Below are 26443 nucleotides of genomic sequence, written 5' to 3' on the forward strand. Positions count from 1 at the left end.
CCCACCCCTCGGCATGCCTGGAAACTCGGGGAAGGGAAATGCGCCGCCGAAACCCGCGCGCGCGAGGCCGCCGCTATCAACCTCCGAGTCCGGCCCCCGCCATCCTGCAATCAGCCCGAATGACGGTGCAGAGGGCGAATCGTCAAGACTCGTCCGTGAGAAGCACGCCGGTGCGCAGACGTCAGAAACCCTGTGAAGGAATTCAACAATCCTAGTGAAGAGCTCTCTGAAACCGTCCGCTCACCTGCAGACATGTACCGTCCACGCGTGACGACGACAACGCCCGAACCCCTGAGGGGTTCGGGCGTTGTCGTCTGTGCGGGCTGGGCCGCCTCTGCGCAGAGGTCTGTCCCACCGCGCGCAGAGCGGGTGTCTCCGCAGTGGTCCGGAGCTCTGCGCAGACAGTGACCCAGCAGGCGACCTCCCTCAGGTCTGGACGCGGAACCGCCCGAAGCCGCGGAACGTCCGCACGCTCGCCACCGCACGACCGAGGCGACGCCGGCCGAGGAGGGCGAGAACGAGCAGGATCCACGGCAGCGTCTGGGGGACGTTGCTCGGGATGACACTGGCCAGCGTCTCGGCGTTGAGGCTCGACCACCCGCCCGAGCCGTTGGCGCAGCCGGCCCCCGAGCCGCCTTGACCCTTCCCACCCGCTGCGGCCAAGCCGGCGGCGCTGCCGGCAGCGGGACCTCGCCCAGCGGCGCTTCCCGCTCCGGATGCCCCGCCGGCGCCCGAGCTGCCGGGGGTGCCACCCGTGCCGCCCGTGCCGGGCTGACCGCCAGTGATGCCCTTCGGGCACGGCACGACGACCTGCTGCAGGGGAACGCCAGCCTGGGTGAGCGTGCCGACCAGCTCAGTGTCGAGCACCAGGACGCTGGCGTTGAGGGGTGCCTTGGCGGTCGCCTGCACGCAGGCGCCCACCAGGCCGCCGCCCGCCGAGGCACCCACGCCCGGCGACCCGGGCGTGGCGCCACCGGGGCACGGCGCGAGCACACCGGGCAATGCCTGGACGAGCGGTGCGGTGATGTCGTGTCCGGCCACCGTCACCGTCACGTTGGCGATCGCCGTCCCGGTTCCCTTCGCCTGCACGCAGGCGGTGGCGATCGGTGACGCGTTGACGCCGAGGTTCAGCAGCGACCCGGGGGTGCCCCCGGAGACCCCGGTGATCCCGGAAAGACCACCACTGAGCTGGCCGACGCCGGACTTCGCCCCGGACTGGACTCCCGAGAGGACAGAACCCACCGGAGCAGGCACCCCGGGCACCGAGGGCACGCCCGGGACCGGGGCGGTGCTCACGGGAACCGGGAGGGACGGCACGGACACCGGCGGCACCGACCCCGACGGGACCGGCAGCTTGGGCGCAGGCACCGAGGGAAGGGGCAGTGCCGGGACGCTGGGCACCGACACCGAGGGCACCGACACCGAGGGCACTGACACCGAGGGCACCGGCAGCTTGGGGGCAGACACCGAGGGCACCGGGAGTGGGACCGACGGCACCGATACCGACGGCACCGAGACGGATCCGACCGGCACGGACGGCACAGTCAGCGCCGACGCGCCCGAGGCCGTCATCGCCGTCGCCAGGCCTGCTCCGGCGGCGATCGCCAAGACCCGGGCAGAGACGGACCCGATTGGGTGGACGACAGGACGTGGACCAGACATAGCTCACCCGATTCGTGACGGAGGATCGACGAGTGGCCTGATGCGCGAGGGGGCGAACCTCCACAGAATGCCCTGGCCACGCTGGGGCAACATAGCGACCGCCCCGGCGCCCTGGCAGGCAAATGGAGCAAACTCCCCGGACCCGGCGGGAGGTGCTCTGACAGACTCGGCGCATGGACCACCGCGAGTTCGCCTCTGCCTACCGGCACGGGTTCGCCCGTGTCGCGGCCTGCAGCCTGCCCGTCGCGGCCGCCGATCCAGAGCGCAACGCGGAGGCTGTCATCGAGCAGGTCCGGCACCTGCACGAGGAGGGTGTCGCAGTGGCGCTCTTCCCCGAGCTGAGCCTGTCGGGATATGCGATCGACGACCTGCTCCTGCAGGACGTGCTCCTGGAGGCCGTCGACCAGGCGATCGTCACGATCGCCCACGCCAGCACGGGCCTGCTGCCGGTGATCGTCGTCGGGGCTCCCCTGCGCCTGGGCAACCGGCTCTTCAACTGCGCCGTGGTCATCCATCGCGGTGCGGTCCTGGGCATCGCCCCGAAGTCCTTCCTCCCGAACTACCGCGAGTTCTACGAGAAGCGGCACTTCGCGCCCGGTGACGACGCGCGCGGAGCCTGGTTCCACGCGCCGCACTGGCCGGGAGCCGACGAGGACGGCGACCTGCCTTTCGGTCCCGACCTCATCTTCGAGGCGCAGGACGTCCCCGGCCTGGCGATCCACGCCGAGGTCTGCGAGGACATGTGGGTCCCGGTACCCCCCAGCGCCAAGGCCGCGCTCGCCGGTGCGACCGTCCTGCTCAACCTCTCGGCCTCACCCATCACGGTGGGCCGCGCCGAGGACCGTCACCTCATGGCGCGCTCCGCGAGCTCGCGATGCACCGCGGCATACCTGTATGCCGCCGCGTCGGCCGGTGAGTCGTCCACGGACCTGTCGTGGGACGGGATGACGATGGTCTACGAGCTGGGCACCCTGCTTGCTGAGAGCGAGCGGTTCCCCCAGGGGCCGGCGGCCACGGTCGTCGACGTGGACCTCGACTGGATCCGGCAGGAGCGGATGCGGCAGGGGACGTTCGACGACAACCGCCGCGCCGAGGGCGTCGACGCGGCCGAGGGCTCCGACTTCCGGACGTTCGGGTTCGCGCTCAAGCCGCCCACGGGCGACATCGGGCTGCGCCGCGCGGTCGACCGGTTCCCCTTCGTGCCCGACGACCCGGCCCGGCTGGCTGTCGACTGCTACGAGGCGTACAACATCCAGGTCTCGGCGCTCGAGCAGCGGCTGCGCGCCATCGGCAACCCCAGGCTCGTCATCGGCGTCAGCGGCGGCCTCGACTCGACCCATGCGCTGATCGTCGCCGCCAAGGCGATGGACCGGCTCGAGCGACCGCGCACCGACATCGTCGCGTTCACGCTGCCCGGCTTCGCCACGAGCGAGGCCACCAAGGCCAACGCAACCCACCTGATGACCTCGCTGGGCGTGACCTGGGAGGAGATCGACATCCGGCCCGCGGCGACCCAGCTGCTCAAGGACCTCGGCCACCCGTTCGGGGAGGGCGAGCCCGTCTACGACGTGACCTTCGAGAACGTCCAGGCCGGTCTGCGCACCGACTACCTCTTTCGCGCCGCCAACCAGCGAGGCGGCATCGTCCTAGGCACCGGCGACCTGTCGGAGCTCGCGCTCGGCTGGTGCACCTACGGCGTGGGTGACCAGATGTCGCACTACGGCATCAACGCCGGAGTCCCGAAGACGCTCATGCAGCACCTCATCCGCTGGGTCGTGAGCACAGGCCAGTTCGAGGGCGACGTGAACGACACGCTGCTGGAGATCCTCGACCGCGAGATCAGTCCCGAGCTGGTCCCCGCCAGGGACGGCGAGCCGATCCAGAGCACGGAGGACGTCGTCGGCCCCTACGCATTGCAGGACTTCACGCTCTACCACGTCCTGCGCCGCGGCTACCTCCCCAGCAAGATCGCCTTCCTTGCCCTGCACGCCTGGGCCGATGCGGACGCCGGCGAGTGGCCGCCCGGCTACCCCGAGAGCCGACGCACGGCATACGACCTCGCCGAGATCCGGCACTGGCTCGAGGTGTTCCTCACGCGGTTCTTCGCCAACCAGTTCAAGCGGTCGGCGGTGCCCAACGGGCCGAAGGTGCTCGCTGGTGGCTCGCTGTCCCCACGCGGCGACTGGCGTATGCCGTCCGACGTGAGCTCGCGGCTGTGGCTGGCTGAGCTGCGCGATGGCGTTCCCGAGGCCTGACGCGCCGCTCAGCGCCGGCCAGTGACGATCCAGTCGCAAGCCCAGTGCAGGCTCTCCCAGGGGTCGGGTCCGAGCGGCACCGTCTGCGCGTTGCCCCAGCGCGCCTGAGGGTCGTCGAGCTGTGCGGTCCAGGCGTGGTCGCGTCCGGCAACCGTGAGGGTGACCCGCCGCAGCAGGGTGCACGAGGCGATCTCGACCGTCATGGCCCCGCCCACGGACCGCGACCGCCGGATGGTGAACGCGTGGCCACCCACGATGTCGGTGCACCGGGCGGCCTGCTCGGCCCGCATCTTGGCGCGGTGGTAGTCGGCCTGCACCGCGTTGCCGCTGGAGAGGGCCAGAGCGAAGCGGCCCGGCATCACGCCGGCGACCGCCCTGGCCCGGTTGGCGTCCTCGCGCGCCGTCTCCCAGTTCATCCAGGTCCGGGTCACGTCGGCGGCGAGCTCCTCGCGGACCCCGGGGGCGGCATGGGCGACGAACCACGCGTTGTCGAAAAGGCGTTCGGTGACAGTCATCGCGGATCCCTGCAGTCGAGATGGAGCCAGTGCGGGCGAAGTGCGCCCGGTCCCCCAGCATGTGTGGCTCGCCGGGACCTGAGATCGGTCAGATGACGGCAGCTGACCTCCACCAGGTGGTCGATCCGGCGAGGCCTCCACGCAGTCGTGACTTTACCATTCCCTTACCATTGCCATGCTCTCTCTTGACCATTTGGACGACGCAGAACTGGTCTGAAGAGGTACGTCCGGTGAGGGGTGGCGCCACGCCTCCCGCAGGCGCATAGTGGACGTCTAGCCGCGCTGACCGGCTGCGGCCAGGACCGGATCCGGACGAGGAGCCGCCCATGTCACGCGTCGCGCCAATCCCCGACATCGTCCCGGTGCTGTCGGCGGGTCGTCACCGAAACCCCCGTAAGGGCGCCTGCTTCATGGAGATGGCGTCCTTCCTCGCTGGGGAGCGCTGGAGCGACCACCCCCAGTGCACCCACCCCCTGCTCGCCTCGCTGGCCCGGATGGTCAACGACTGCCTGTCCGACGCTGACCGGTCACGAATCGTGGTGCGGATCCCGGACGTCGTGGGACTGACGAGCGATGCGTTCGAGATCGACGTGGCCATCGCGACGAGGGCGGCTGCCGCTGCGCTGCCCATCGCCCCGGCAGCACGCCAGAACGTCATGGCTGTCGGCCTGCTCACCAGCCAGCGCGCGCTGGCCGGCCTCGGCGACGGCTACGACGATCTCCACACACTGTGCCGCGCGGCGTTCATCGCCGCGCCGGAGGCCCACGCGTGGGCGAGGCGTTACGCGCGTGACGCGCGGACCTCCGAGCGCACGTTCCGCCGCCAGACCGCACCGCACATCGTCTCGTATGCCGTGGAGGGCATCGCCGCGGCGTGCGTCGACGACCCGGGCTCGCGCCTCGTGACCCTGCTGGGCGCGTGCATCGACGACACGGCAGCACGCGTGGGGAGGTCGGTGAACCAGGCCGCGCCCTGGCGGGACTCGGTGGCGGCCGGCCCAGCCTGAGCCCAGCGTTCGTGCGGGGCGGCTAGGCTCCGGTTCCATGTCTGACCTGCGCTGTCGCCCCTGCGTGACGCTGTGATGTCGACGCCGTCCCGCGCTCACGCGGCGCGCTACGCGGCCCTGGTCCGGCTGCTGATGCGCCACGGGCGGCCCGACCTGGTGAGCGGTGCCGGCCTCGACGAGTTCATGGTCGACGAGGACCTGCCGACCGGGGACACCGACAAGGCCCTCCAGCTCGCCGACGACCTCGAGGCGATGGGCCCGACGTACGTCAAGCTGGGGCAGCTCCTCTCGACCCGGTTCGACCTGCTGCCGCCGGCCTACACCACCGCGCTGACCCGCCTGCAGGACAGCGTCCAGCCGTTCCCGTTCGACGAGGTGCGCGAGATCGTCGAGGCCGAGCTCGGGGCGAGCCTGCGGCACCTGTTCGACAGCTTCGAGGAGACCCCCGTCGCTGCGGCGTCGCTGGGCCAGGTCCACCGGGCCCGGACCCGAGCGGGCCGCGAGGTCGTCGTCAAGGTGCAGCGGCCCGGCATACGCGAGACGGTCCGCGACGACATGGAGGTCCTCGAGAAGCTCGCGAACCTCGCCGACTCTCACACCGGGGCTGGGCGACGGTTCGGCTTCGCCCGGTTGCTCGCGCAGTTCCGCCGCTCGCTGGCCGGCGAGCTCGACTACACGCGAGAGGCGCGCAACCTCGAGCGGTTCCGGGAGCTGACGGCCGACTACGAGCACCTGGTCGTCCCGGAGCCACTGCGCGACCTCAGCACCTCCAAAGTCCTGACCATGGAGTACCTCGAGGGCCGCAAGGTCACCGAGGTCGGGCCCCTCGGGCTGCTCGACATCGACGCCCGGCCGCTGGTCGAGGAGCTGTTCGCGTGCTATCTGCGGATGATCCTCGACGCAGGCGTCCTGCACGCCGACCCGCACCCGGGCAACCTGCTGCTCACCCCGGACGGGCGGGTCGCCCTCCTCGACCTCGGCATGGTCGCGACGGTCCCGCCCCGCATCCAGACCCAGGTCGTCAAGCTCCTGCTCGCCATCAGCGACGGCGACGGCGAGGAGACGGCGGTCGTGCTCGCGTCGATGGGACACCCGCTGCCCGGGTATGACGCCGCGCAGTTCCGCGAGGACGTCAGCCACCTCGTGTCGAGCTCGGTGGAGCTCGGCGGAGACCTGCAGGCCGGCTCGGTGCTCGTCGAGCTCAGCCGCCTGTCCGGAGTGCACGGACTGCGGCCGCCCGCCGAGATGGCGATGATCGGCAAGGCTCTGCTCAACCTCGACCAGGCCACCCTGCACCTGGACCCCACGTTCTCCCCGGCCGAGGCGATCCGCGACAACGCGTCGAGCATCCTGCGTGGCGGCCTCTCGGTCAGCCCGGGCGGCATCATGGCGGCCGCCATCGAGGCCAAGGAGTTCACCGCCCAGCTGCCCCGGCGCGCCAACCGGATCCTCGACGCGCTGGCCGACGGGGAGCTCACCGTTCGCGTCAACGCCATCGATGAGGAGCGACTGCTGACCGTGCTGCAGCGCCTCGCCAACCGGCTGACGATGGGGCTGGTGCTGGCCGCCATCGTGGTCGGCGCAGCGCTGATGATGCAGGTCCCCACGCGCTCGACGATCCTGGGCTATCCGGCGATCGCGATGGTCTTCTTCCTCCTGGCCGCTCTGGGCGGCGGGACCCTCGTGGTGTGGATCGTGGGGACGGACCGGCGGATCGCACGGCAGGCGCGTCGAGACCGGGTCGAGCGCGGCTGAGCCACCGATGCGGGAGTCGGGCTGGTCGAGCTCGCCGCGGACCTGCTCCAGGCTCAGCCCGACGTTGCTCGCCGCGCGGATGAACGCCAGCCGCTACATCGCTCCTTGACCTGAAGTTCACTTTGACGTGAAGGATGCCGACCGGCAGTCCCGACCCATCTCACGACTGCTGGCATGAGGACAGCCCTCGTGGCCGCAGCTGCCTTTCCACCACGAGCACTGACGACGCGGCAGAAGTCGTGGCCGGACTGCTGCTCTCGTCCTAGGCTCGAGTCATGACCCCAGTTGACCTGCTCCTCGACGCCTTCGCACGGATCCGCAGCGGTGTCGAGGACGCCGTGAGCGGGCTGAGCCCGGAGCAGCTGGCCCATCGCCCGGCCGAGGACGCCAACTCCATCGGCTGGCTGGTGTGGCACCTGACCCGCATCCAGGACGACCACATCGCCGATGTGGCAGGGGTGGAGCAGGTATGGACCGCGGGTGGCTGGAAGGAGCGGCTGGGCCTGCCCTTCCCCGCCAGGGACACGGGCTATGGCCACCGCCCCGAGCAGGTCGCCCAGGTGCAGGGCATCGGGGCCGACCAGCTGGTCGGATACCTCGGTGCCGTGCATCAACAGACGGTGCGCTACCTCGAGCCGCTCACCGCCGAGGACCTCGACCGCGTGGTGGACGAGCGCTGGGACCCGCCCGTGACGCTGGGCGTCCGCCTGGTCAGCGTCATCAACGACGACGCGCAGCATCTCGGCCAGGCCGCCTACGTCCGCGGTCTCCTGGCTTAGCGGTAGCGCTTGGCGAGCTGGACCGCCCGACGGGCGTAGTCGCCGCCGAAGAGCACCGCGTGCACCATCAACGGGTGCAGCTGGTGCAACGCCACTCGGGTCGGCCACTGCGCGTCGAGCCGATGCGCCGAGAGGTAGCCGCCGATGACGAAGTCCCAGTGCGGGCATCCGAACAACGCGAGCATCGCGAGGTCGGTCTCACGGTGACCCCCGTATGCCGCGGGGTCGATGAGCACCGCTCCTCCCGCGGTCCAGAGGATGTTGCCCGACCAGAGGTCGCCGTGCAGTCGTGCGGGCAGGCTCCCGTCGTCGAACTCGCCGGCCGCCACCCTGCGCGCGATTGCCTCGAGTAGCGCTGTATCGGAATGACTGTAGAGACCTTTATCGACTCCCATCGCCAGCGCAGGCAGGAGGCGCTGCCCGGCATACAGCTCACCCCAGGTGGGCACCGGACGCAGCGGTAGCGGAAGCACGTGGGAGAGGGGTCCGAGGAACCCGTCTCGCTCCCACCCCGGGGGTGCCGCGCCGAAGGCGGGTGCCCCCGCGTCGTGGGTCCGGGCCAGGGCCGCGCCGAAGGCCTCCGCCATCGCCGGGTCCGGGTTGACGAACGTCAGGCGCCGTAGGTCGAGATGGTCCTCGCCGACCTCGAGGACCTCAGCCACTGAGGCGCCGCCCGGAGCCTGGCCAAGCCACGCGAGACCCGCGGCCTCCCATCGGAAGTACCCCGGGGGCGCGGTGCTGCTGCCCTTGCGGAAGACGGCGGCGTCGCTCACCCGCACATCCTTGCGCCAAACGGTGTAGCAGGCGGCGGCCGTAGGTATACGGTGTCCCGGCAGTTGAGTCCACGCACGAGGAGTTCCCATGGCAGAGCTGGTCGCCGTCAGCAGCGATTCCGACCAGCCGGCCGACGCGCTGGACGCCGCCCACCGCCTGATGAACGAGCTCGCCGGCAACCTGGAGAGCCTCGACGACCTCGCGCCCTATCTCGAGCGTCTCGTCCAGGCGGTCAACGTCGCGATCGACGGCTGCGACGCGGTCGGCGTCACGGTGGTGATGGAGGACCGGCCGCGCACCGCGGCATACACCACTGCGGGCACGCTCGAGATCGACGCGGCGCAGTACTCCGTCGGCGACGGTCCCTGCCTCGACGCCTTCCGCAACGGTCGCGAGAACCTCGTCGACTTCAGCGAGGCCGAGCAGCGCTGGCCAGCGTTCATCGAGGCCTGTGACCCGGGTGACGTGCAGACGCTCCTGGCGCTGCCGTTGGAGTCCGGTGGGCGACGCTTCGGCGCGCTCAACCTCTACGCCTACGCGCCGCACGCCTTCGACCACACCGACCTCGTGGTCGTCCGGATGGCGGCCCGGCGCGCCGCCGATGCGGTGGCCGCCGCCGTGGCGCTCGTCGGAGCGCGCGCCGTCGCCGGCCAGATGGAGCACGCGATGGCCAGCCGCGCCGTCATCGAGCAGGCCAAGGGCGTCATCATCGCCCGCCACGGCATCACCGAGACAGCGGCCTTCGAGCTGCTCCGGCAGCAGTCCCAGGAGCAGAACCTCAAGCTGCGCGTGCTGGCCGCCCAGCTGGTTGCCGAGGCGCGATCTCCCCGTTCGCAGGCGTTGTGAGCTAGTCTCCTGACTACCTGAAGCAACCGGGTCCGGCCACACGGCCGCCCGGTTGCTTTTTTTGTTTGCCAGGAGGTTGCTCGATGGAAAGAACCCACGGGGTGGAGTCGTGGTGTGCCTTCGGCCAGAGCCCACGCGGTGTGCGGCCGGTCTGTCGGCGACCCAACAGCGCGAGCCGTCGAGTGCCCGGGGGCGCCGCAGCGCATGACCACACCCTGCTGGTCTACGTCCTCGACGTGTACGACCCGTGGTCCTATGCCTACCTGCCGTCCGTCGCGGAGGTCTTCGTCGCCGCGTCGCCGCTCGTGGGTGTCGAGCTGGTCAACACCGGGCGGTATGCCGGGTGGGACGTCGGCGACCTCGCACCGGCCGCGGCGGCCGTGGCCGCCTCCACCGACATCCGCTTCGGCGACGGGTTCGTCGACCTGCTGTCTCGGGGCGGAGTGCGCCTGGACGCCGAGCAGGCCGCCGCCGCGATGATCGGGCTGCTCGCGGCGGGTGACCTGTCAGTCACCGAGGTGCTGAGCGCGGTGCAGGACGAGTTCTTCGTCCACGGACGGCCCCTGAACACTCCAGGCGTGGTGCGTTCACTGGGCGACCGGCTCGGCGTGGACGGTCACGCCATCGAGGTCTTCGCCGACACGCCTCGGGCGCGCGAGCTCGCGGCGGAGGACTTCGCCATGGCGATGGACTTCGACCAGGCCGGAGGCCCACTGCTCCTGGCGAGTCATGCCGGCCGGGTGTTCGAGTTCGACGGTCTGGGCGCGACCGGGGCCCGCCTCGTGGACCAGTTCAGGAGCGTGCTGGCGAGGCCGTAGGGTCTGACCATGGCCAGACCGCACGCCGCCGCGATCGTCGAGGACGCCTGGCACCGACGTGTCGACGCCGTCCTGCGAGCCCGCGGCTGGGGTACGCGCATCGTCGGCCACACGGGCTACGGCTCGGAGGACTTCGCCCGCGTCCTCGGCCGCGTGCTGCTGACGCGCCGCCCCGAGGCGGACGCGCGCGAGGACGCCGGAGCCTCCTCGTCCGAGCTGCGCTCCGCCGAGGACGAGCGCCGCGGCTGGCGCGCCTTCATCACCGCGCCCGCCATGGGCGTCCCCGTGACCATCACCCTGGGTCAGGCGCGGGTCGAGACCATGAGCGACCGCAGCGGTCACTTCGACGTGCGCGTCAAGGGCCACGGCCTCGAGCCGGGGTGGCACGAGGCCATCCTCGACTCGCCGGATGCCGAGCAGGTGCGGGCCGCTGTGGTCGTGGTGGGGTCCGACCAGACGTTCGGGCTCATCAGCGACATCGACGACACGGTGATCTCGACCTATCTCCCGCGGCCGATGATCGCCGCCTGGAACACCTTCGTGAAGAACGAGAACGCCCGCCACGTCGTCCCGGGCATGGCGACGATGTACCGCACCCTGCTGGACGGCCACCCGGGCGCCCCGATGGTCTACGTGTCGACCGGAGCGTGGAACACCGCGCCGACGTTGACCCGGTTCCTGCGTCGCCATGGCTACCCCGCAGGCCCTCTCCTCCTCACCGACTGGGGTCCGACGAACACCGGCTGGTTCCGCTCGGGCCAGGATCACAAGCGCGCCTGCCTGCACCGTCTGGCGAACGAGTTCCCTGCCATCCGATGGGTGCTGGTCGGGGATGACGGTCAGCACGACCCCAAGATCTACGGCGACTTCTCCGAGCAGAGGCCGGACCGGGTGGCGGCCATCGCCATCCGCGAGCTGACGCCGTCCGAGCAGGTGCTGTCCCACGGCATACCGATGTCCCTCGAGGAGTTCGCCGCACCGCGTGACCGTCAGCTCGAGGAGGCCCCCGTCTGCCGCGCGCCCGACGGCTACGGCCTGCTGCGCCAGCTGCAGGTGGTCCTCGGCCACCCCGCGCAGGGGTCACCCGACCGCTGACCGGTCAGCGGGCCGTGACGTCCAGGTGCGGCAGGTCGGCGCAGGCCGGTTTCTCGTGCTGGAGGCCGCCGGCGGTGATGGCCGAGCCGAGGACCAGCAGCCCCGCGCAGACGAGCATCGCCGTCCGGTATGCCGGGGCCAGCGCGAGCGCGTTGGCGTAGTCCTCACCTCGAAGTCCGACGAGCGGCGGCAGAGCCGCTACGGCGAGCAGCCCCGCGGTGCGCGAGACGGCGTTGTTGACGCCGCTCGCCGTCCCGGCGAGCTCGTCGGGCGCGGCGGCGAGCACCGTGCCGGTCAGCGGCGCGACCGTCATCGAGAGGCCGAGTCCGACGAGCGCGATCCCCGGCAGGACGTTGGTCAGGTATGACGGGTCGCTCGGCAGGAACGCCAGCAGCCCGAAGCCCGACGCCGCCACGAGCGTCCCGCCCACCATGAACGGGCGTGGGCTCGTTCGCGCGGCAAGCCGGCCGAACCGTCCGGCCAGCACCAGCATCACCAGGCTCAGTGGCAGGGTGGCGCTGCCCGCCTGCAGCGCCGACCAGCGTCCGACCGTCTGCAGGTCGAGCACGAGGAACAGCAGAGCGGCCGAGAGGCCGGCATAGACGACGAGGGTCACCAGGTTGATCGTCGTGAAGACGCGGTTGCGGAACAGGCTCGGGGGCACCATCGCGTGCGAGGAGCCGCGCTCGACCATCACGAAGGCGCCCAGCGCCATCACCCCCACGGCGCCGAGGACCAGCGACCAGGGGCCTGGCCGGGAGGCGGTGATCGTCAAGGCATAGGTCACTGCGGCCAGGCCGAAGGCCGCCAGCAGCACGCCCGAGAGGTCGATGTGCTTGGCGGACCGTGGGTTGCGTGACTCGGGGACGACCGAGACCGCCAGCCCGACGACCAGTGCCGCCAGGGGGACGTTGAGCCAGAACGCCCAGCGCCAGCTGTGCTCGACGAGCCATCCCCCCACGACGGGTCCCGACGCAGTGGCGACGCCCAGCAGCCCGGTCCAGGCCCCGATGGCGGCCATGCGGTCCTCGTGGTGGAACGACGCCTGCAGGATGGCCAGGCTGCCGGGCACGAGGAGGGCCGCGCAGATGCCCTGGATCCCGCGCGCGGCCACGAGAACACCGATGGTCGGCGAGAGCGCACACAGGATCGAGGCGACCCCGAAGCCGCCGACGCCCACGGCATACATCCGGCGGCGGCCGAAGCGGTCACCGAGCGAGCCGCCGAGCAGGATCAGCGCCGCGAGGCTGAGCGCGTAGGCGTTGACGACCCACTGAAGTCCGGCCAGGTCCGCGTGCAGCTCGCGCCCGATCGTCGGGAGCGCGACGTTGACGACGGTGCCGTCGAGCAGTGCGATGCCGCTGCCCAGCACGGTCGTGGCGAGGACCAGCCGGCCGGGCCGAGAGCTCATCCGCAGCAGCTCGGTGGGTGGCGCCGTGGCTGACATGCCGACCATCGTCGCACCACTGCGCCACAATGACGGGGTGCCAGAGCTGCCGGAGGTCCAGGCGCTCGTCGACTTCCTCGGCGGGCGGGTCGTCGGCCTGGGCGTCACGGGCGTCGAGCTCGGCTCGTTCTCGGTGCTCAAGACGTTCGACCCGCCACCGCAGGCGCTCGCGGGGGCGCCGGTCGACTCGGTCTCGCGGCACGGCAAGTTCATCGACCTCGACTGCGACGGCGTGCATCTGGTGTTCCACCTCGCCCGCGCCGGCTGGCTGCGCTGGTCGGATGCCCTCCCCAACACGGTCCTGCGACCCGGCAAGTCGCCCATCGCCCTACGGGCCCGGTTCTCAGACGGGTCGGGCTTCGACCTGACCGAGGCGGGCACGAAGAAGCGGCTCGCGGCATACCTGGTCCGTGACCCTCACGACGTGCCCGGGATCGCGACGCTGGGCCCCGACCCGCTCTCACCCGAGTTCACGAGAGACGCCTTCGCCGCGCTGCTCACCGGTCGCCGGTCGCAGGTCAAGGGGCTGCTGCGCGACCAGGGCTTCATCGCGGGGATCGGCAACGCCTACTCGGACGAGATCCTCCATGTGGCCAAGATGTCACCGTTCGCGATGGCCTCCAGCCTCGACGACGAGGCGGTCGACCGGCTCTATGCCGCGCTGCGCTCGACCTTGTCGACGGCCGTCGCCGCTGCCTCAGGCAAGCCGGCCAAGGAGCTCAAGGACGCCAAGCGTGCCGGCATGCGGGTGCACGGGCGCACCGGCGAGACCTGCCCTGTGTGCGGCGACGTGGTGCGCGAGGTGTCCTTCGCCGACTCGTCGCTGCAGTACTGCGCCACGTGTCAGACCGGTGGCAAGCCGCTGGCCGACCGCCGCATGTCCCGGCTGCTCAAGTGACCCGTCCGGCGCCACGAGGACGGCGCCGATGAGAGGATGGCGCGCATGAGCATCCCGCAGATCGCCGTTCACGAGGTCTCCGACGACGCCGTGGTCCTCGACGTCCGCGAGCAGGACGAGTGGGACGCGGGGCACGCCCCCGGCGCTGTCCACATCCCCCTGGGCGAGCTGCCCTCGCGGCTCGACGAGCTCCCCGACAGCGACACGGCCCCGCTGGCCGTGGCCTGTCGAGGCGGCGGGCGCTCGGCCCGAGCGGTGGCCTGGCTCAGCCAGCAGGGCTTCGACGTCGCGAACCTCGACGGCGGGATGAAGGCCTGGGAGAGCGCCGGCAAGCAGCTCGTAGCCGACTCCGGCTCCCCGTCGGTGAAGTAGCCCGGGTCATGGCCTGGTTCGGCCGTCGTCAGCAGGAGACACCCTCGGATCGTGCCGATGACGGTGCGTCGCAGCGGAGGCTGCCCGACGCGGGCGACAGTCTCGACATGGGCGCGTCGTTGCAGCCCGTGGTCGAGCCCCTCGGCGAGGACGAGCGGGCGCGGATCGCTGCGGCCCTGGCAGCGCTGGGCGCGGAGGGCGTCGAGGTGGACGACCTCCACTCCCTGGGGGCCGGGCTGGACCGGGCGTATGCCTCGTGGTCGGAGGCGCCCGAGGGCGCGCGTCCGGACCATGCTGCGGTCGTCGAGCGCTACGCCCTCGGCATCGGCGAGCACCTTGACCGCCACACCGACCTCGACTGGCAGGTGGTCACCGACGTCTTCGGGACCGACCTGGCGCTCACCGAGGGCTTCAAGGGCAGCTTCGTCGTCGTGCCCCACAACCTCGTCGCGGGCCGGTGGATGCGTGGCGAGACCGGATGGGTCGAGCCGGTCGTCGGACACATCGTGCGACGCCGCAACCGCCGATAGGCAACGGCACCCAACACGATCGGCGCGTATGCCGAAATCTCGGGCTTTTCCTAGAGATGGCCATACGCTGCGATCGTGGACCCGATTCGCAACCCCTATGCCCCCGGCGCCGGCCAGCGACCGCCCGAGCTGGCCGGCCGCGACGAGCAGCTCCACGCCTTCGACGTGGTGCTGGAGCGGATCGCGCGCGGGCGCCCGGAGCGCTCCATCGTGCTGACCGGTCTGCGGGGCGTCGGCAAGACCGTGCTGCTCAACGCCCTGCGGTCGGCTGCCGTGCGCGCCCATTGGGGCACCGGCAAGCTCGAGGCGAGGCCCGACCAGGGTCTACGCCGACCACTGTCGGCTGCACTGCACGTTGCTGTCCGCGAGCTCGGACACCCTGCTGGCGACGAGGTCGACCACGTGCTCGGCGTGATCAAGGCGTTCGCGCAGCGCGACTCCGCGGCGGGCGCCAAGCTGCGCGACCGGTGGAACCCTGGCATCGACGCGCCGGCGATCACCGGGCGCGCCGACTCCGGTGACATCGAGATCGACCTCGTGGAGCTCCTCACCGACGTGGGTGGACTGGCCGCAGATGTCGGACGCGGTGTCGCCGTGTTCATCGACGAGATGCAGGACCTGGCGCCCGACGACGTCTCGGCGATCTGCGCGGCATGCCACGAGATCTCCCAGTCGGGCCTGCCGGTGATCGTCGTCGGTGCCGGGCTGCCGCATCTGCCCGCCGTGCTGTCGGCCTCCAAGTCCTACTCCGAGCGGTTGTTCCGGTACCAGCGCATCGACCGTCTTGACCGTGCCGCGGCCGACCTGGCGCTCGTTGCGCCGGCAGCCGACGAGGAGGCGGCGTTCACCCCCGAGGCGCTCGACGCGTTGTATGCCGCGACGGCGGGCTACCCGTACTTCGTCCAGGCCTACGGCAAGGTCGCCTGGGACGTCGCGCCGAGGTCGCCGATCACTGCCGACGACGTGTCGGTTGCCGCCCCCGAGGCCGAGGCCGAGCTGGCGGTCGGGTTCTTCGGGTCGCGCTACGAGCGGGCGACGCCCGCCGAGCGCGAGTACCTGCGCGCCATGGCCGATGCGGCCGTCGCCCTGGCCGAGGCCGGCGAAGAGGTCGACGAGACCGAGTCCGTGCCCACCTCGGCTGTGGCTTCGGTGCTGGACCGCAAGCCCCAGTCACTGTCTCCCGCTCGTGACGCGCTCCTGAAGAAGGGGTTGATCTACTCGGGGGAGCGCGGCCGGATCGCCTTCACCGTCCCGCACTTCGGCCGTTACCTGCGCACGACCTGACTCCGAGCACTCAGCGAGCGTCCAGCTCACGTTTACACCGTGGCCGTAGGCGCCGAGTCACTCGAACGGGTCAGAGTGGCGAACCTGCCCACGACCGGCGCCGTCGGCAAGGCAGCTGGACTCGATCGGGACGATCCGCAGGGCCTACTTGTCACCGCCTGACCCTGCACCGGTAACCATCCAGTCGACCACCACAAGGCCGCCGATGGAACCCCCTTCGGTTTCCGATAACCGTTGTCCCGCGTTGCGAAAGTCGCCTGTGGAAGTACGAAAGCCACTTTCGCTTCCCCAACAGAACTGGTCGGAGCTCGGCGGCTCGAGCTGTTCGCCAGCGGGAGGTCCAAGCTGGGCCCTGTTCGCTGGTGCCTCGACCTGCCTTCCTCGGTCCGAAGCGTTCGTGGGCCAGGCCTCTGACCAGGGGTCCTTGGAATCGGCCGCCCAACGGAGGCCCCCGCGAGTCCCGCGTTGCGAAAGTCGCCTGTGGATATGCGAAAGCCAGTTTCGCTTCGCGAACCGAACCCGGCCGGGGGTGCGGATGGGGAGGCCCCGGGAGCCTCCGATGCTTCGCCCTGGGCCACTCAGCCCCGCGGCTGAGCGCCCGCCTCCAGGTCGAGAAGGAAGCGCTTGGCGGCCAGCCCGCCGGCATACCCGGTCAGGGCACCGCTGGACGCGACCACGCGATGGCACGGGATGACGACACAGAGGGGGTTCGCGCCGAGCGCGGCGCCGACCGCGCGGGCTGCGCTGGGCCGCTCCACGAGCGCCGCGAGCTGGCCGTAGGTCGCCCGCTCGCCATAGCCGACGCTGGCGGCCAGCCGCGGGAGCACCGCCCGCTGGAAGTCCGACGCCAAGGCGAGGTCGGTGCGCACGGAGAAACCGTGCGAGTGCCCCGCCAGATACGCGTCCAGCTCGGCCCGCACGTCGTCGAGCCGGCCCGGCTGACGCAGCACCCGAGGTGAGACGCGAGCACTCAGCCGCGTGAGGACGTGCTCCTCGGCGACCGCGTCGGGGACGAACGTCGAGGCCACCAGTGCCCCAGACGCATTACGCGCCAACAACATCCGGCCGATCGCGGTGTCCTCGACGACGTACGAGACGTCCGAGGGCTCCAGGACGGGCGGCCGGATGCCGGGGGAGTAGGAGCGGAGCAGGTCCACGGGATCGGTCATGGCAGGTCCTTGCGCAGAGTCGCGAGCGCGTCGCTGACGAGCCGGCGGCTCATCGCGGGGGTGGTGCCCAGCGCCGCGGCGATGGTGGGGTGGTCGAGGTCGGCGACGTACTTGAGGACGACCGCCTCGCGCTGCCGCTCGGGCAGCGCGGCCACCTTGGCCCAGAGGGCGCCGTCGGGCAGGTCGGCGTCGGCCCCCGGCGACAGCGGCACACTGGCCAACGAGGGAGGGTCGTCGTGGGGCACCGCGCGGCGGGCCCGTCCCCGGTGCGCGTCCATGGCGCACCGGTGCGTGATGGTGAGCAGCCACCCCCGCAGGTTCGTCGCCGAGCGCAGTGACGGATAGGCGGCCAGTGCCTGGGTCCACGCCTGCTGGGCCACGTCGTCGCCGTCGACGGGTCCGGTCAGGGCATGGGCGAGGCGAGCCACGTCGCGCCAGTGCGCGTCGACGAGGGTCTGGAAGGCGGGCAGTGTCACCCCCATGGAACGTCGTGCCTCCCACCCGTGTGAGTGGACCCGCAGCCCGTATGCCGCGTGCCTGCCGGCCATCGTGCCGCACCCTCGTGCCCCGTGTGGAACCATGGTCGAGTGCTCGACGACGCCGTCTCCCGACGCCTTGCCGTGACCACCCGTCACACCCCTCTCGTGATCGCCCACCGTGGCTCAAGCCTGGCCGAGCCCGAGCACACCCTCGCGGCCTACCTCCGCGCCATCGACGAGGGGGCCGACGCCCTCGAGTGCGACGTCCGGCTCACCGCCGACTCGCACCTCGTCTGCGTGCACGACCGCCGGGTCAACCGCACCTCCAACGGCCGGGGCACCGTGTCCACGCTGGAGCTCGCCGAGCTCGAGGGTCTGGACTGGGGGTCCTGGAAGGCCCAGCACCCCGAGGACCAGGAGCTCCCTGACCGTGACCGCAATCGGCTGCTGACGCTGCGCCGCCTGCTCACCACGCTGACGGCCCACTCCGACCGACCCCTCGGGCTGGCGATCGAGACCAAGCACCCGACCCGCTATGCCGGGCTCGTCGAGCGCCAGCTCGCCCGGATGCTCGCCGAGTTCGACCTCGACGGCGTCCCCGCTCCGGGCCGGCCCTGGGTGCGTGTGATGTCGTTCAGCCAGCTGGCCCTGCAGCGGATGCAGCAGCTCTGCCCGGACGTCCCGGCCGTCTTCCTGGTCGAGGACTCCGTGCCACTGCGGTTCCGCGACGGCGCGCTGCCGCGGGGGGTGACGACCCTCGGCGTCGACATCGCGATCCTGCGCCGCTGGCCCGAGACAGTCGAGCGCCAGCACGCTCGCGGCCACCAGGTGTTCGCCTGGACCGTCGACGAGCCTGAGGACGTCGCACTGTGCCTCGACCTGGGTGTGGAGGCCATCATCAGCAACCATCCACGTGCGGTTCTCGACGCTGTGAGGGCGACTAGGTAGTCTCCCTCCGAGATCGTCTGCCTGCCATCAGCGCCACCGTCAGCTCGACCCCCCACGAAGGACCACCGGACCACGCATGACCTCCGCTCCGCACCCGCAGCCACCCGTGCCGTCGGCCTCGCCGACGCCACGGGGCGGCGGCGAGGTCTCGCGCACGGTCAGGGTGCCCTGGAGCGCCGCCTCGGTGGCCGAGGTTCGCAAGGTCGTCGTCCAGGACCTCCAGGAGCGCGACGTTGCCCCGGACGTCATCGACGAGGCAGAGATCGTGGTCTCTGAGCTGGTCTCCAACGCAGTCCGCCACGCCCGCGCTCTGCCTGACGGCACCCTTCGGGTGCACTGGAAGGTCAAGGCGGGCGTGGTCGAGGTCGAGGTCACCGACGGCGGCGGCGACCGTACGCCGCGTCCGGCTCCACGCACGATCTGGGCGCCGTCGGGGCGCGGACTGCGGATCGTCCGCAGTCTCGCGCACGAGTGGGGCGTCACTGAGGACCGCACCGGCTCCACCGTCTGGGCCTCCCTCGGAGGTCCCTCCAGGCGCCGGAGCCACCGCGGCTGACGCCTGAGACCAGGCCACTAGGGTTTGTCCCATGGGTAAGGCATCACGGCGTCGCAAGGGCGCAGACCACGCTTCCACCACCACCCGGGTCGACCCCGCGCCCTTCGTGCGCCGCCCGTTCGAGGGCCTACCGGGTGAGACCGAGTGGGTGGCGATGCGCGAGATCCTGCCCGCGGCGACGGCCGTGGTGAGCTTCGCCGCCGGCCAGGCGCCCGAGGGCGCGAAGGACGAGGCCACCGTCGCCACCGTGCTGCCGCTGGCATGGCCGGGTCTGCATCGCGCCGACGGCACCGTGTTCTTCGGGACGCAGTCCGGCTCGGTCTCCGGTGACGCCTCCCGCGACCTGGCGATCTCGCTGCTGGCGGCGGCGTCCGCCGAGCTGGGCACGCCCGTCGCCAGCACGCCCCCGGCCACGGCCGAGTCTCCGAGGCTGCAGGACCTGCTCGACCTCTCGAGCCCCCTGGACGTCACCATCCACGACGGCTTCGACTTCTGGGTGGGTGACAACGAGCTGGACGAGGAGGGGCAGGCCTCGCTCGAGCGGGCCAACGAGTCGGTCGTCCCGACGGCGAAGATGGCCGCCGCCCCCTCCGCGTACTGGTGCCGCATTGGCGAGCGCACCCACATCCGCCTCGTGCTGCCCGACGAGGAGGACCTCGCCACGGACGCTCTGGCCCGGCTGCATGCGGCCGGTGACAGCGGCCTGGGCGAGGACACCCGGCTCCTCGGCGCCTTCCGCGCGTGTGGCCTGCTGGTCCCGGTGTGGGATCTCGACCCTGAGCAGGCGGCGGCCGACTACGAGGAGCCGCTCGCGGCCTTCATGCGCCGGTATGCCGAAGCGCTGGACACCCAGGACGCCCTGACCGCGCAGGAGCGGCGCGCCCGGTCGGGCCTGCTCAGCCGCCAGGTCACCCTGCGCTGAGGGCGTCGACATGAGCGCGCGTATCGCCGCGGTGGTCCCGGCCAAGGACGAGGCACAGCGCATCGGCGCCACCGTCCGCGCGGTCCGTGAGCTGCCGGGTGTGGACCTCGTGGTGGTCGTCGACGACGGCAGCCGGGACGCGACCGCAGACCTGGCTCGCGCGGCCGGTGCAGAGGTGGTGCGTCACGCCCGCAACCGCGGCAAGGCCGCCGCCCTGGCGACCGGCGCCGACTACGTGGCCAGGCACGAGACGGTGGAGCAGGCCGGTATACCGGATGGGCCTCGCCCGTTGCTCTTCGTCGATGCCGACCTCGAGGCGTCCGCCGCCCACCTCGACGTCCTGGTGACCCCCGTGATCGAGGGCCGGGTCGACATGACGGTGGCGACGCTGCCTCCCCAGCACACGCCGGGCGGCGGCCGTGGACTGGTGGTCCGGCTGGCGCGTCAGGGGATCGAAGACCTCACGGGGTTCCGAGCGGTGCAACCGCTGTCGGGCATGCGGTGCCTGACGAGGGCAGCCTTCGAGGCGGCCACCCCGCTCTCCCGGGGCTGGGGCGTCGAGGTCGGCCTGACCGTGGACGTCCTGCTGTCGGGGCTGCGCATCGAGGAGGTGCCCTGCGAGCTGCACCACCGCGTGAGTGGGTCGGACTGGCGTGGGCAGCTCCACCGCGGGCGGCAGTACCGCGATGTCGCGCTCGCCCTCGCGGCACGGCGGGCGCGCCGCCGGCTTCGGCGCCCCCGCTAGGTGGCCCGGGGGCCTGGTGGCCCGGGGGCCTGGTGGCCTGGGTGAGGCTCAGCGACGCGGGGAACGGGTCGCGCCGCTGGCGCGAACCTGCTCCTCCAGCACCCCAAGGCAGAGCGCGATGACCAGCGGGATGGCGATGATGGCGCCGTTGGCCGGGATCGCCACGCCGGAGTCGTTGGCGACGAAACCGATCGTCAGCGTGATCAGCAGGGCGACCAGGCCGGGGCGCAGGGTCGGGCACCGCTCGTAGACCGGACGTAGGGCGCGAGGCCCACGCTCGACGGGTCTGGCGAGCACGACGATCGCGAGGACGAGGCCGACCGGGACGAGCATCGCCAGCGGAGTGCTGAGCAGGATCGAGAGGTTCTGGTCGAGCTTGCGGGTCACGATGTCGGAGGCGCCTCCGTCGATGATCGACTGCACGAATCGGCCGAGGTGCGAGCGCGACTGAGCCGGGCGCAGCCAGTCCCCGACGGCCACGAGCACGAAGAGCCCGGCGGTGCCGGCTACCACGAGCAGGCCCCGACGCCAGGTCATCCGGATGCCCAGGATGGCCAGCACGAAGTACGCCAGGCCTGGCAGCAGCGCGGGCGGACCGCCGCCGTCCGCTCCCCACATGGGAGCCCCATCCACGGCGAGCGCCACCAGCCCGATGGCCACTGCGGCGCCAGCCGCGTGTCGGGGTCGCCCCTGGTTCACGAAGTGACCCGACACGGCCACCCCCAACAGCAGGGCGGCGCTCGCGAACACGGCGAACGTCACGTTGCCGACCCCGTAGAAGCGACCCCCCACGACCGGCTGCAGGCCGAGCAACGAGGACAGCTGCAGGTGGGACCCGAGCACCACGTCCGCCGCCAGCACGATGACGGTGACCAGCGAGACCACCGCCATCGGGCCGGTCACCCGACGGGCCCAGGGGCCCACCAGGGCAACGGCCGAGATCACGGCGGTGAAGACGGCCACGCTGGCGACGAGGGAGACCATCGGCACTGAGAACCGCCACCATGGCAGGAGGTTCGCCAGGAACGTCGAGACCGGGACGGCCGACCCGACGACGGCAATGCGACGCATGGTCGCCAGCAGGTGGCGGCGGTTCGCCGTCGAGCCGCGACCGCTGCGCCACAGGAGCAGGGCGATGACGTAGATCGCCAGCTGAGCGCCCACGAGGCCGTAGAAGAAGGGCGGCACGAGATCGTGGACCTCCTGGCTCGCCTCGTCCTGGTCGACCAGCCCGCGTAGCCGGGCGGTGGCGCCGTCGGCCGAGCTGTCCCCGGCGGAGTCGCGTCGCAGCACGGCTCCCCCGAGCTCTGGGGGCGCTGGCACCCCCCCAGCCGCCAGCAGCGTGACTGTGAGATCCGGGGCCTGGACCAGACCGGTCTGCCGGGTGGAGGTCGACCGGAGAGTGCCCGACCCGAAGTCCGGGCCCCTCGCGGCGACCAGGCCGAGCCGGGCGGTCTGGCCGGCGTCGGCCATGCTGGCGACCATCACGTCGGAACCGCTCGGCGCGGCGGCCAGGACCTCGGCGATGCGCGCGTCGATGGCCCTGAGCTGGGCGTCGCGAGACGGGAGACCGCCCTGTCGCTCCGACGGTGCGACATCCGCCGGGTCACGCAGCGAGCCGACGTCGACCAGGGTGACGCGGCAGCGCGAGAGCCGGTCGGTGAGCTGGGCGGCGTCGTACGCGGCATACCGCGGCACTGAGCCGGAGAGGTAGGCCGCCCCGAGGCCGGCGCCCGGCCCGACCGCCTGCACGCACTGGCCGTTGGCGGCCAGGGTCTCGCCCAGGGTGCCGAGCCGGGAGTCGAACTTGGTCGCGGCCGCGGCGGCCACGTCGCTGCCCCACCCCGGGACGACGCCACTGTCCACGGTGGGGATTCGCGGGCACGCGTCGCCGGCCTGGCGGGACCCGTCCTGGCCCGGTCCGGGAGCGGCCGCGCGGTTGCCGGCCGAGAGGCCGAGCCAGCCATCGACGGGGCAGGTGTTGAGGTACACCGAGTGGATCGACAGCGCGGCGGTGGCACCGTCCCGCAGGAGGGACCACAGCGCCGGTGTGATGCGCGGGGACACCTCGCTCCAGGTGACGCCGCCGGTGCCCACCAGGATGGTCGGGTTGAGGCGGGTGGTGCCGACGGAGGCGTCACGGGTCGCTCCCCAGGACGGGGCGGGGAGCAGCACTCCGGAGCACGCGATGAGCAGCCCGGCGAGCAGGAGCAGGGCACGGCGGGTCACCGGTACAGGCTACGGGGCGGCGACACGCAACAATGGGGGGCGTGAGCACCACGACCTCGACCGCCCCCGTGTCCTCTGGTCGTGGCCGCCGCCTGCGCGCCGCGTGGGCTCGCATCGGTACCTGGCCGCGCCGAGGGCGCTGGGCTCTCGCGGTCGTGCTCATCCTCGCGGCGGCGGCGATCCCCGTCCTGCGCTACCTGGTCTTCTGGCCGATCGACCAGTGGCAGGTGGACGTCGAGGTCTACCGCGAGGCCGGCGTCTCCATCCTCACCGGTCGCCCGATCTACTCGGCGATGACCGAGGCGCCGCAGCTGCTGCCCTTCACCTACCCGCCCTTCGCGGCCGTGCTGGCCATCCCGCTCGCACTGATCCCGTTCGGGGCGGTGGGCTGGCTGTGGACGCTTGCGCAGATCGCGGCCACCACCGCGATCGTCTGGTATGCCGCCTGGCGGCTCATCCACCGTGCCGGCCCCTGGGTGCCGATCGTCCTCGCACTCCTCACCGCCCCGATGCTGTGGATCCAGCCCGTCTCGGACGGCATCCGGTTCGGCCAGGTCAACGCCTTCATGGTGCTCGCCTGCCTGATGGACCTGCGCCGGCCCCGCCCGGGCATCCTGCGCAAGGTCCCGCCGGGAGTGCTCGTCGGCCTCGCCATGTCGATCAAGCTCACGCCGGGCGTGTTCGTCGTGCACTATCTCGTGAACCGGCGCTGGCGCGAGGCCTTCACCGCTGTCGCGACCGCCGCGGTCGTGACGGTGGGGTCATGGGTGCTCCTGCCGGAGGCGTCCTTCGCCTTCTGGGACGGCGCGTTGCAGGATCCGACCCGCCTGGGCCCGAACGCGGGCACCTCCAACCAGAGCATCCGCGGGTTCCTGCTCCGGGTGGGTCCCTCGGGTCACCTCGGCGACGTCGTGTGGATCGTGCTCATCGCCATCGTCGGTGTGTTGGGTTTCGCCCTCGCGCGGCGCGCGTACCGGGCCGACGACTCGATCAGCGAGGTCGCGGTGGTCGGGCTCATGGCGGTGCTGCTGTCGCCTGTGGCCTGGATCCACCACCTGCACTGGATGGTCGTCGTGGTCTTCGCGATCCTGGGGCCGGACCCCCTGCGCGACCGGCGACGGCTGCTGGCCGCGACCGCCGTCACCGGCGCGTTCCTGTGCCGTATGCCGTGGTGGGGCATCACCTGGCTCACCCACCCCGAGCTGCCGGCGTGGCCCGGCCGCATCCTGCAGAACACCGACACGTTCTTCTGCCTGGGGTCGCTGGCCCTGATGTGGTGGGCCCTGCACCGCCGTCCCGTTCCCGACACAGAGGCGGAGCCGCCACCCACGCGCCCGGTGACTGTGTCGTCAGGCGCCGAGCACGCCCAGGATCTGCAGCACGCTGAGTAGCGCCAGCACCAGGCACAGCCCGCCGCCCACGCGCCGGATGGTCGACAGCCGCACCCGCGTGAGCAGTGCGCGCCCGAGCAGCGCCCCCAACCCGGAGACGGCAACCAGGGCGAGGGAGGCGCCCAGGAACACCGACACCGGCTGGTGGAACCGCAGCACCATCGAGGCGGTCAGGAGCTGGGACAGGTCGCCCCACTCGGCCAGGAACAGCACGGTGAACGACACGAGGATGACCCTGAGCCCGAGCGCACTGGGCGGCCCCTTGTGCGCGAACTCCTCCTCGGTCTCGCGTTCCTCCTCGTCGGCGTTGCCGGCCCCCCGCAGCAGGATCACACCACCGATGACGAACATCACCGCAGCAAAGATCTCGACGGGTTGCTTGGGGAGCTGCGCCAACAGGCCGCCCACGGTGACCGCCACGGCGGTCTGGACCAGGAACGCGAGCGAGACCCCGATCCAGACGAACAGCGGACGGAACCGCGTCGCCAGCACGAGCGTAGCGATGAACGTCTTGTCAGGAAGCTCGACCACGAAGATGGCGGCGAAGACGATGGCCACGGTCAGGAGGTGGAGTTCCATATCGCGTCGACTCTATCGACGCGGCCCTAATACGCTGACGTCGTGCCCGACCCGCAGACGACCTCCACCCTCGCGCTCGGCGTCGCCGTGGTGGCGCTCGCGGTGGCCGCGGCTGCCCTGACCCGGCTGGCGAGGGTGGGCGCCCGGCTCCGTCAGTACGAGGGCCAGCGGCCCGTGGGCTCGGGCGACCTGGCCGCCCTGCGTGCCGACATCGCCCAGGCGCTGAGACATGTGGCGGTCGTCCGTTACGACGCGTTCGGCGACATGGGTGGGCGGCTGTCCTTCAGCGCCGCCGTCGTCGACGACCGCGGCGACGGCCTGGTCTTCTCCTCGATCCACGCCCGCGGCGAGTCGCGCACCTATGCCAAGGGCGTCGTCGGGGGCGCCTCCGACGCCACGTTGACCCCCGAGGAGCAGCAGGCGCTGGCCTCGGCGCGCACCGGACAGGAGAAGGCATGACGACCTACGCCTACCTCGGGCCGGCGGGCACGTTCACCCAGATGGCGCTGGACGCCTGGCCGCCTGCGGCGGGTGCCGAGCACCGGCCGTGCGGGTCGGTCGACGCCGCCCTCACTCTCCTGCGCGACGGCGAGGTCGACGGCGCGATGGTGCCGATCGAGAACTCTGTGGAGGGCGGCGTGAGCGCCACCCTCGACGCCCTGTCCAGTGGTGACCCCCTGGTGGTGGTGGCCGAGGTGCTCGTCCCGATCACCTTCGTCCTCGCTGCGCGGCCCGGTATGGCGCTTGGCGACGTCCGTGCGGTCGGCACCCACAGCCACGCGTGGGCGCAGGTGCGCGGCTGGATGGACGCCAAGCTTCCGGGCGCGGTCTACGTCCCGACCCTGTCCACCGCCGCCGCCGCGGCCGCATTGGGCGACGGCGGCGGGCACGCGGCATACGACGCGGCGGTCTGCGCACCGGTCGCGGCCACCGACCACGGTCTGCAGGTGCTCGCCGAGAACATCGGTGACAACTCCGCGGCCGTGACCCGGTTCGTGCTGGTCTCGCGGCCGGGTGTCCTTCCCGAGCGCACCGGGGCCGACAAGACGACGCTGGTCCTGTTCCAGCGCGACGACCACGCCGGTGGCCTGCTCGAGCTGCTGGAGCAGTTCGCGGTCCGCGGTATCAACATGTCCCGCCTGGAGTCCCGGCCCACCAAGGACTCGATGGGCAGCTACTGCTTCTCCATCGACATCGAGGGCCACGTCCTCGACGAGCGGGTGGGCGAGGCGCTGCTGGGGCTGAAGCGGGTGTGCGCGGAGGTGCGCTTCCTCGGCAGCTACCCGGCCGCGCACGGCACGGCGGTGCGCGTCACGCCGCACACCAGCGACGAGGCGTTCGGCGAGGCTCGGGCCTGGCTGCGCTCGCTGCGCAGCGTGTAGGAACGC

At 71.7% G+C, this 26443-nt stretch carries 26 protein-coding genes; 18 read left to right on the plus strand and 8 right to left on the minus strand.

Annotated elements, in window-relative coordinates; all coding sequences use genetic code 11:
* Positions 1-426 precede the first annotated feature (426 nt).
* A complete protein-coding gene (locus VGN50_RS01765) occupies positions 427-1467 on the minus strand; it encodes an MYXO-CTERM sorting domain-containing protein (protein WP_327442915.1) in 1041 nt (346 codons plus the stop codon).
* A 368-nt stretch (positions 1468-1835) separates the two neighbouring features.
* Between VGN50_RS01765 and VGN50_RS01770 the strand changes: the two genes are divergently transcribed.
* Complete coding sequence (locus VGN50_RS01770) at positions 1836-3917, plus strand: NAD(+) synthase (RefSeq protein WP_327442916.1); 2082 nt, start codon at positions 1836-1838, stop codon at positions 3915-3917.
* An 8-nt stretch (positions 3918-3925) separates the two neighbouring features.
* Here VGN50_RS01770 and VGN50_RS01775 read toward each other — a convergent pair whose 3' ends face one another.
* The gene (locus tag VGN50_RS01775; RefSeq protein WP_327442917.1) at positions 3926-4432 is read right to left on the minus strand and encodes a hypothetical protein; all 507 of its coding nucleotides are present in this window, start codon (positions 4430-4432) and stop codon (positions 3926-3928) included.
* A gap of 326 nt (positions 4433-4758) precedes the next feature.
* Between VGN50_RS01775 and VGN50_RS01780 the strand changes: the two genes are divergently transcribed.
* The 3 genes from VGN50_RS01780 to VGN50_RS01790 all read left to right on the plus strand — a co-directional run bounded on the left by VGN50_RS01780 (position 4759) and on the right by VGN50_RS01790 (position 7973).
* Positions 4759-5439, plus strand: a complete 681-nt coding sequence (locus tag VGN50_RS01780) for a hypothetical protein (RefSeq protein WP_327442918.1) — start codon at positions 4759-4761, stop codon at positions 5437-5439.
* 75 nt (positions 5440-5514) lie between these two features.
* Positions 5515-7194: an AarF/ABC1/UbiB kinase family protein gene (locus VGN50_RS01785; RefSeq protein WP_327442919.1), complete on the plus strand. Its 1680-nt coding sequence runs from the start codon at positions 5515-5517 to the stop codon at positions 7192-7194.
* A gap of 275 nt (positions 7195-7469) precedes the next feature.
* Positions 7470-7973, plus strand: coding sequence for a mycothiol transferase (locus tag VGN50_RS01790; RefSeq protein WP_327442920.1), 504 nt, complete (start codon positions 7470-7472; stop codon positions 7971-7973).
* On the opposite strand, the gene VGN50_RS01795 is transcribed toward VGN50_RS01790, so the two are convergent.
* Positions 7970-8746: a fructosamine kinase family protein gene (locus VGN50_RS01795; protein ID WP_327442921.1), complete on the minus strand. Its 777-nt coding sequence runs from the start codon at positions 8744-8746 to the stop codon at positions 7970-7972. The two genes, VGN50_RS01790 and VGN50_RS01795, sit on opposite strands and share 4 nt — an antisense overlap.
* An 88-nt stretch (positions 8747-8834) precedes the next feature.
* On the opposite strand from VGN50_RS01795, the gene VGN50_RS01800 reads away from it, so the two are divergent.
* The 3 genes from VGN50_RS01800 to VGN50_RS01810 all read left to right on the plus strand — a co-directional run bounded on the left by VGN50_RS01800 (position 8835) and on the right by VGN50_RS01810 (position 11506).
* Positions 8835-9593 (plus strand): GAF and ANTAR domain-containing protein, encoded by a 759-nt coding sequence (locus VGN50_RS01800; RefSeq protein ID WP_327442922.1) that lies wholly within the window; start codon positions 8835-8837, stop codon positions 9591-9593.
* Between the two features lie 83 nt (positions 9594-9676).
* Positions 9677-10411, plus strand: a complete 735-nt coding sequence (locus VGN50_RS01805; protein WP_327442923.1) for a hypothetical protein — start codon at positions 9677-9679, stop codon at positions 10409-10411.
* 9 nt (positions 10412-10420) lie between these two features.
* Positions 10421-11506, plus strand: coding sequence for an App1 family protein (locus VGN50_RS01810; RefSeq protein WP_327442924.1), 1086 nt, complete (start codon positions 10421-10423; stop codon positions 11504-11506).
* 4 nt (positions 11507-11510) lie between these two features.
* On the opposite strand, the gene VGN50_RS01815 is transcribed toward VGN50_RS01810, so the two are convergent.
* Positions 11511-12953: an MFS transporter gene (locus VGN50_RS01815; protein ID WP_327442925.1), complete on the minus strand. Its 1443-nt coding sequence runs from the start codon at positions 12951-12953 to the stop codon at positions 11511-11513.
* 37 nt (positions 12954-12990) lie between these two features.
* On the opposite strand from VGN50_RS01815, the gene VGN50_RS01820 reads away from it, so the two are divergent.
* The 4 genes from VGN50_RS01820 (at position 12991) to VGN50_RS01835 (ending at position 16037) form a co-directional block, all read left to right on the plus strand.
* Complete coding sequence (locus VGN50_RS01820) at positions 12991-13851, plus strand: Fpg/Nei family DNA glycosylase (protein ID WP_327442973.1); 861 nt, start codon at positions 12991-12993, stop codon at positions 13849-13851.
* A gap of 36 nt (positions 13852-13887) precedes the next feature.
* Complete coding sequence (locus tag VGN50_RS01825) at positions 13888-14223, plus strand: rhodanese-like domain-containing protein (protein WP_327442926.1); 336 nt, start codon at positions 13888-13890, stop codon at positions 14221-14223.
* Positions 14224-14330: 107 nt separating this feature from the next.
* On the plus strand, positions 14331-14753 hold the full coding sequence (locus VGN50_RS01830; protein ID WP_327442927.1) for a DUF3806 domain-containing protein: 423 nt from the start codon (positions 14331-14333) through the stop codon (positions 14751-14753).
* 75 nt (positions 14754-14828) lie between these two features.
* A complete protein-coding gene (locus VGN50_RS01835) occupies positions 14829-16037 on the plus strand; it encodes an ATP-binding protein (protein WP_327442928.1) in 1209 nt (402 codons plus the stop codon).
* Between the two features lie 578 nt (positions 16038-16615).
* Here VGN50_RS01835 and VGN50_RS01840 read toward each other — a convergent pair.
* Both VGN50_RS01840 and VGN50_RS01845 read right to left on the minus strand, forming a co-directional pair.
* Positions 16616-17206 carry a methylated-DNA--[protein]-cysteine S-methyltransferase gene (locus VGN50_RS01840; RefSeq protein ID WP_327442929.1) on the minus strand — a complete coding sequence of 197 codons (591 nt, stop codon included), beginning with the start codon at positions 17204-17206 and terminating at the stop codon, positions 16616-16618.
* The gene (locus VGN50_RS01845; protein WP_327442930.1) at positions 17203-17754 is read right to left on the minus strand and encodes a sigma-70 family RNA polymerase sigma factor; all 552 of its coding nucleotides are present in this window, start codon (positions 17752-17754) and stop codon (positions 17203-17205) included. Before VGN50_RS01845 ends, VGN50_RS01840 begins: the two co-directional genes overlap by 4 nt.
* Positions 17755-17793: 39 nt before the next feature.
* On the opposite strand from VGN50_RS01845, the gene VGN50_RS01850 reads away from it, so the two are divergent.
* From VGN50_RS01850 to VGN50_RS01865, 4 genes are all read left to right on the plus strand, one after another.
* Positions 17794-18633 (plus strand): glycerophosphodiester phosphodiesterase, encoded by an 840-nt coding sequence (locus VGN50_RS01850; protein WP_327442931.1) that lies wholly within the window; start codon positions 17794-17796, stop codon positions 18631-18633.
* 76 nt (positions 18634-18709) lie between these two features.
* Positions 18710-19189, plus strand: coding sequence for an ATP-binding protein (locus VGN50_RS01855; RefSeq protein WP_327442932.1), 480 nt, complete (start codon positions 18710-18712; stop codon positions 19187-19189).
* 31 nt (positions 19190-19220) lie between these two features.
* Positions 19221-20111 (plus strand): DUF5926 family protein, encoded by an 891-nt coding sequence (locus VGN50_RS01860; protein ID WP_327442933.1) that lies wholly within the window; start codon positions 19221-19223, stop codon positions 20109-20111.
* A gap of 10 nt (positions 20112-20121) precedes the next feature.
* Entirely contained in the window at positions 20122-20856 is a 735-nt protein-coding gene (locus tag VGN50_RS01865; RefSeq protein ID WP_327442934.1) for a glycosyltransferase, read from the plus strand.
* Positions 20857-20904: 48 nt separating this feature from the next.
* Here VGN50_RS01865 and VGN50_RS01870 read toward each other — a convergent pair whose 3' ends face one another.
* Positions 20905-23085, minus strand: coding sequence for a hypothetical protein (locus VGN50_RS01870; protein WP_327442935.1), 2181 nt, complete (start codon positions 23083-23085; stop codon positions 20905-20907).
* Positions 23086-23126: 41 nt separating this feature from the next.
* Here VGN50_RS01870 and VGN50_RS01875 point away from each other — a divergent pair, with 41 nt between their 5' ends.
* Positions 23127-24476: a glycosyltransferase 87 family protein gene (locus tag VGN50_RS01875; protein ID WP_327442936.1), complete on the plus strand. Its 1350-nt coding sequence runs from the start codon at positions 23127-23129 to the stop codon at positions 24474-24476.
* Here VGN50_RS01875 and VGN50_RS01880 read toward each other — a convergent pair.
* Positions 24435-25055, minus strand: coding sequence for a TMEM165/GDT1 family protein (locus tag VGN50_RS01880; protein ID WP_327442937.1), 621 nt, complete (start codon positions 25053-25055; stop codon positions 24435-24437). The two genes, VGN50_RS01875 and VGN50_RS01880, sit on opposite strands and share 42 nt — an antisense overlap.
* Positions 25056-25097: 42 nt before the next feature.
* Here VGN50_RS01880 and VGN50_RS01885 point away from each other — a divergent pair, with 42 nt between their 5' ends.
* Complete coding sequence (locus VGN50_RS01885) at positions 25098-25514, plus strand: DUF4446 family protein (RefSeq protein ID WP_327442938.1); 417 nt, start codon at positions 25098-25100, stop codon at positions 25512-25514.
* The gene (pheA, locus tag VGN50_RS01890) at positions 25511-26437 is read left to right on the plus strand and encodes a prephenate dehydratase (RefSeq protein ID WP_327442939.1); all 927 of its coding nucleotides are present in this window, start codon (positions 25511-25513) and stop codon (positions 26435-26437) included. Before VGN50_RS01885 ends, pheA begins: the two co-directional genes overlap by 4 nt.
* The last annotated feature ends 6 nt before the right edge of the window (positions 26438-26443 follow it).

The organism is Pedococcus sp., from assembly GCF_036000045.1.
Lineage (GTDB): Bacteria > Actinomycetota > Actinomycetes > Actinomycetales > Dermatophilaceae > Pedococcus.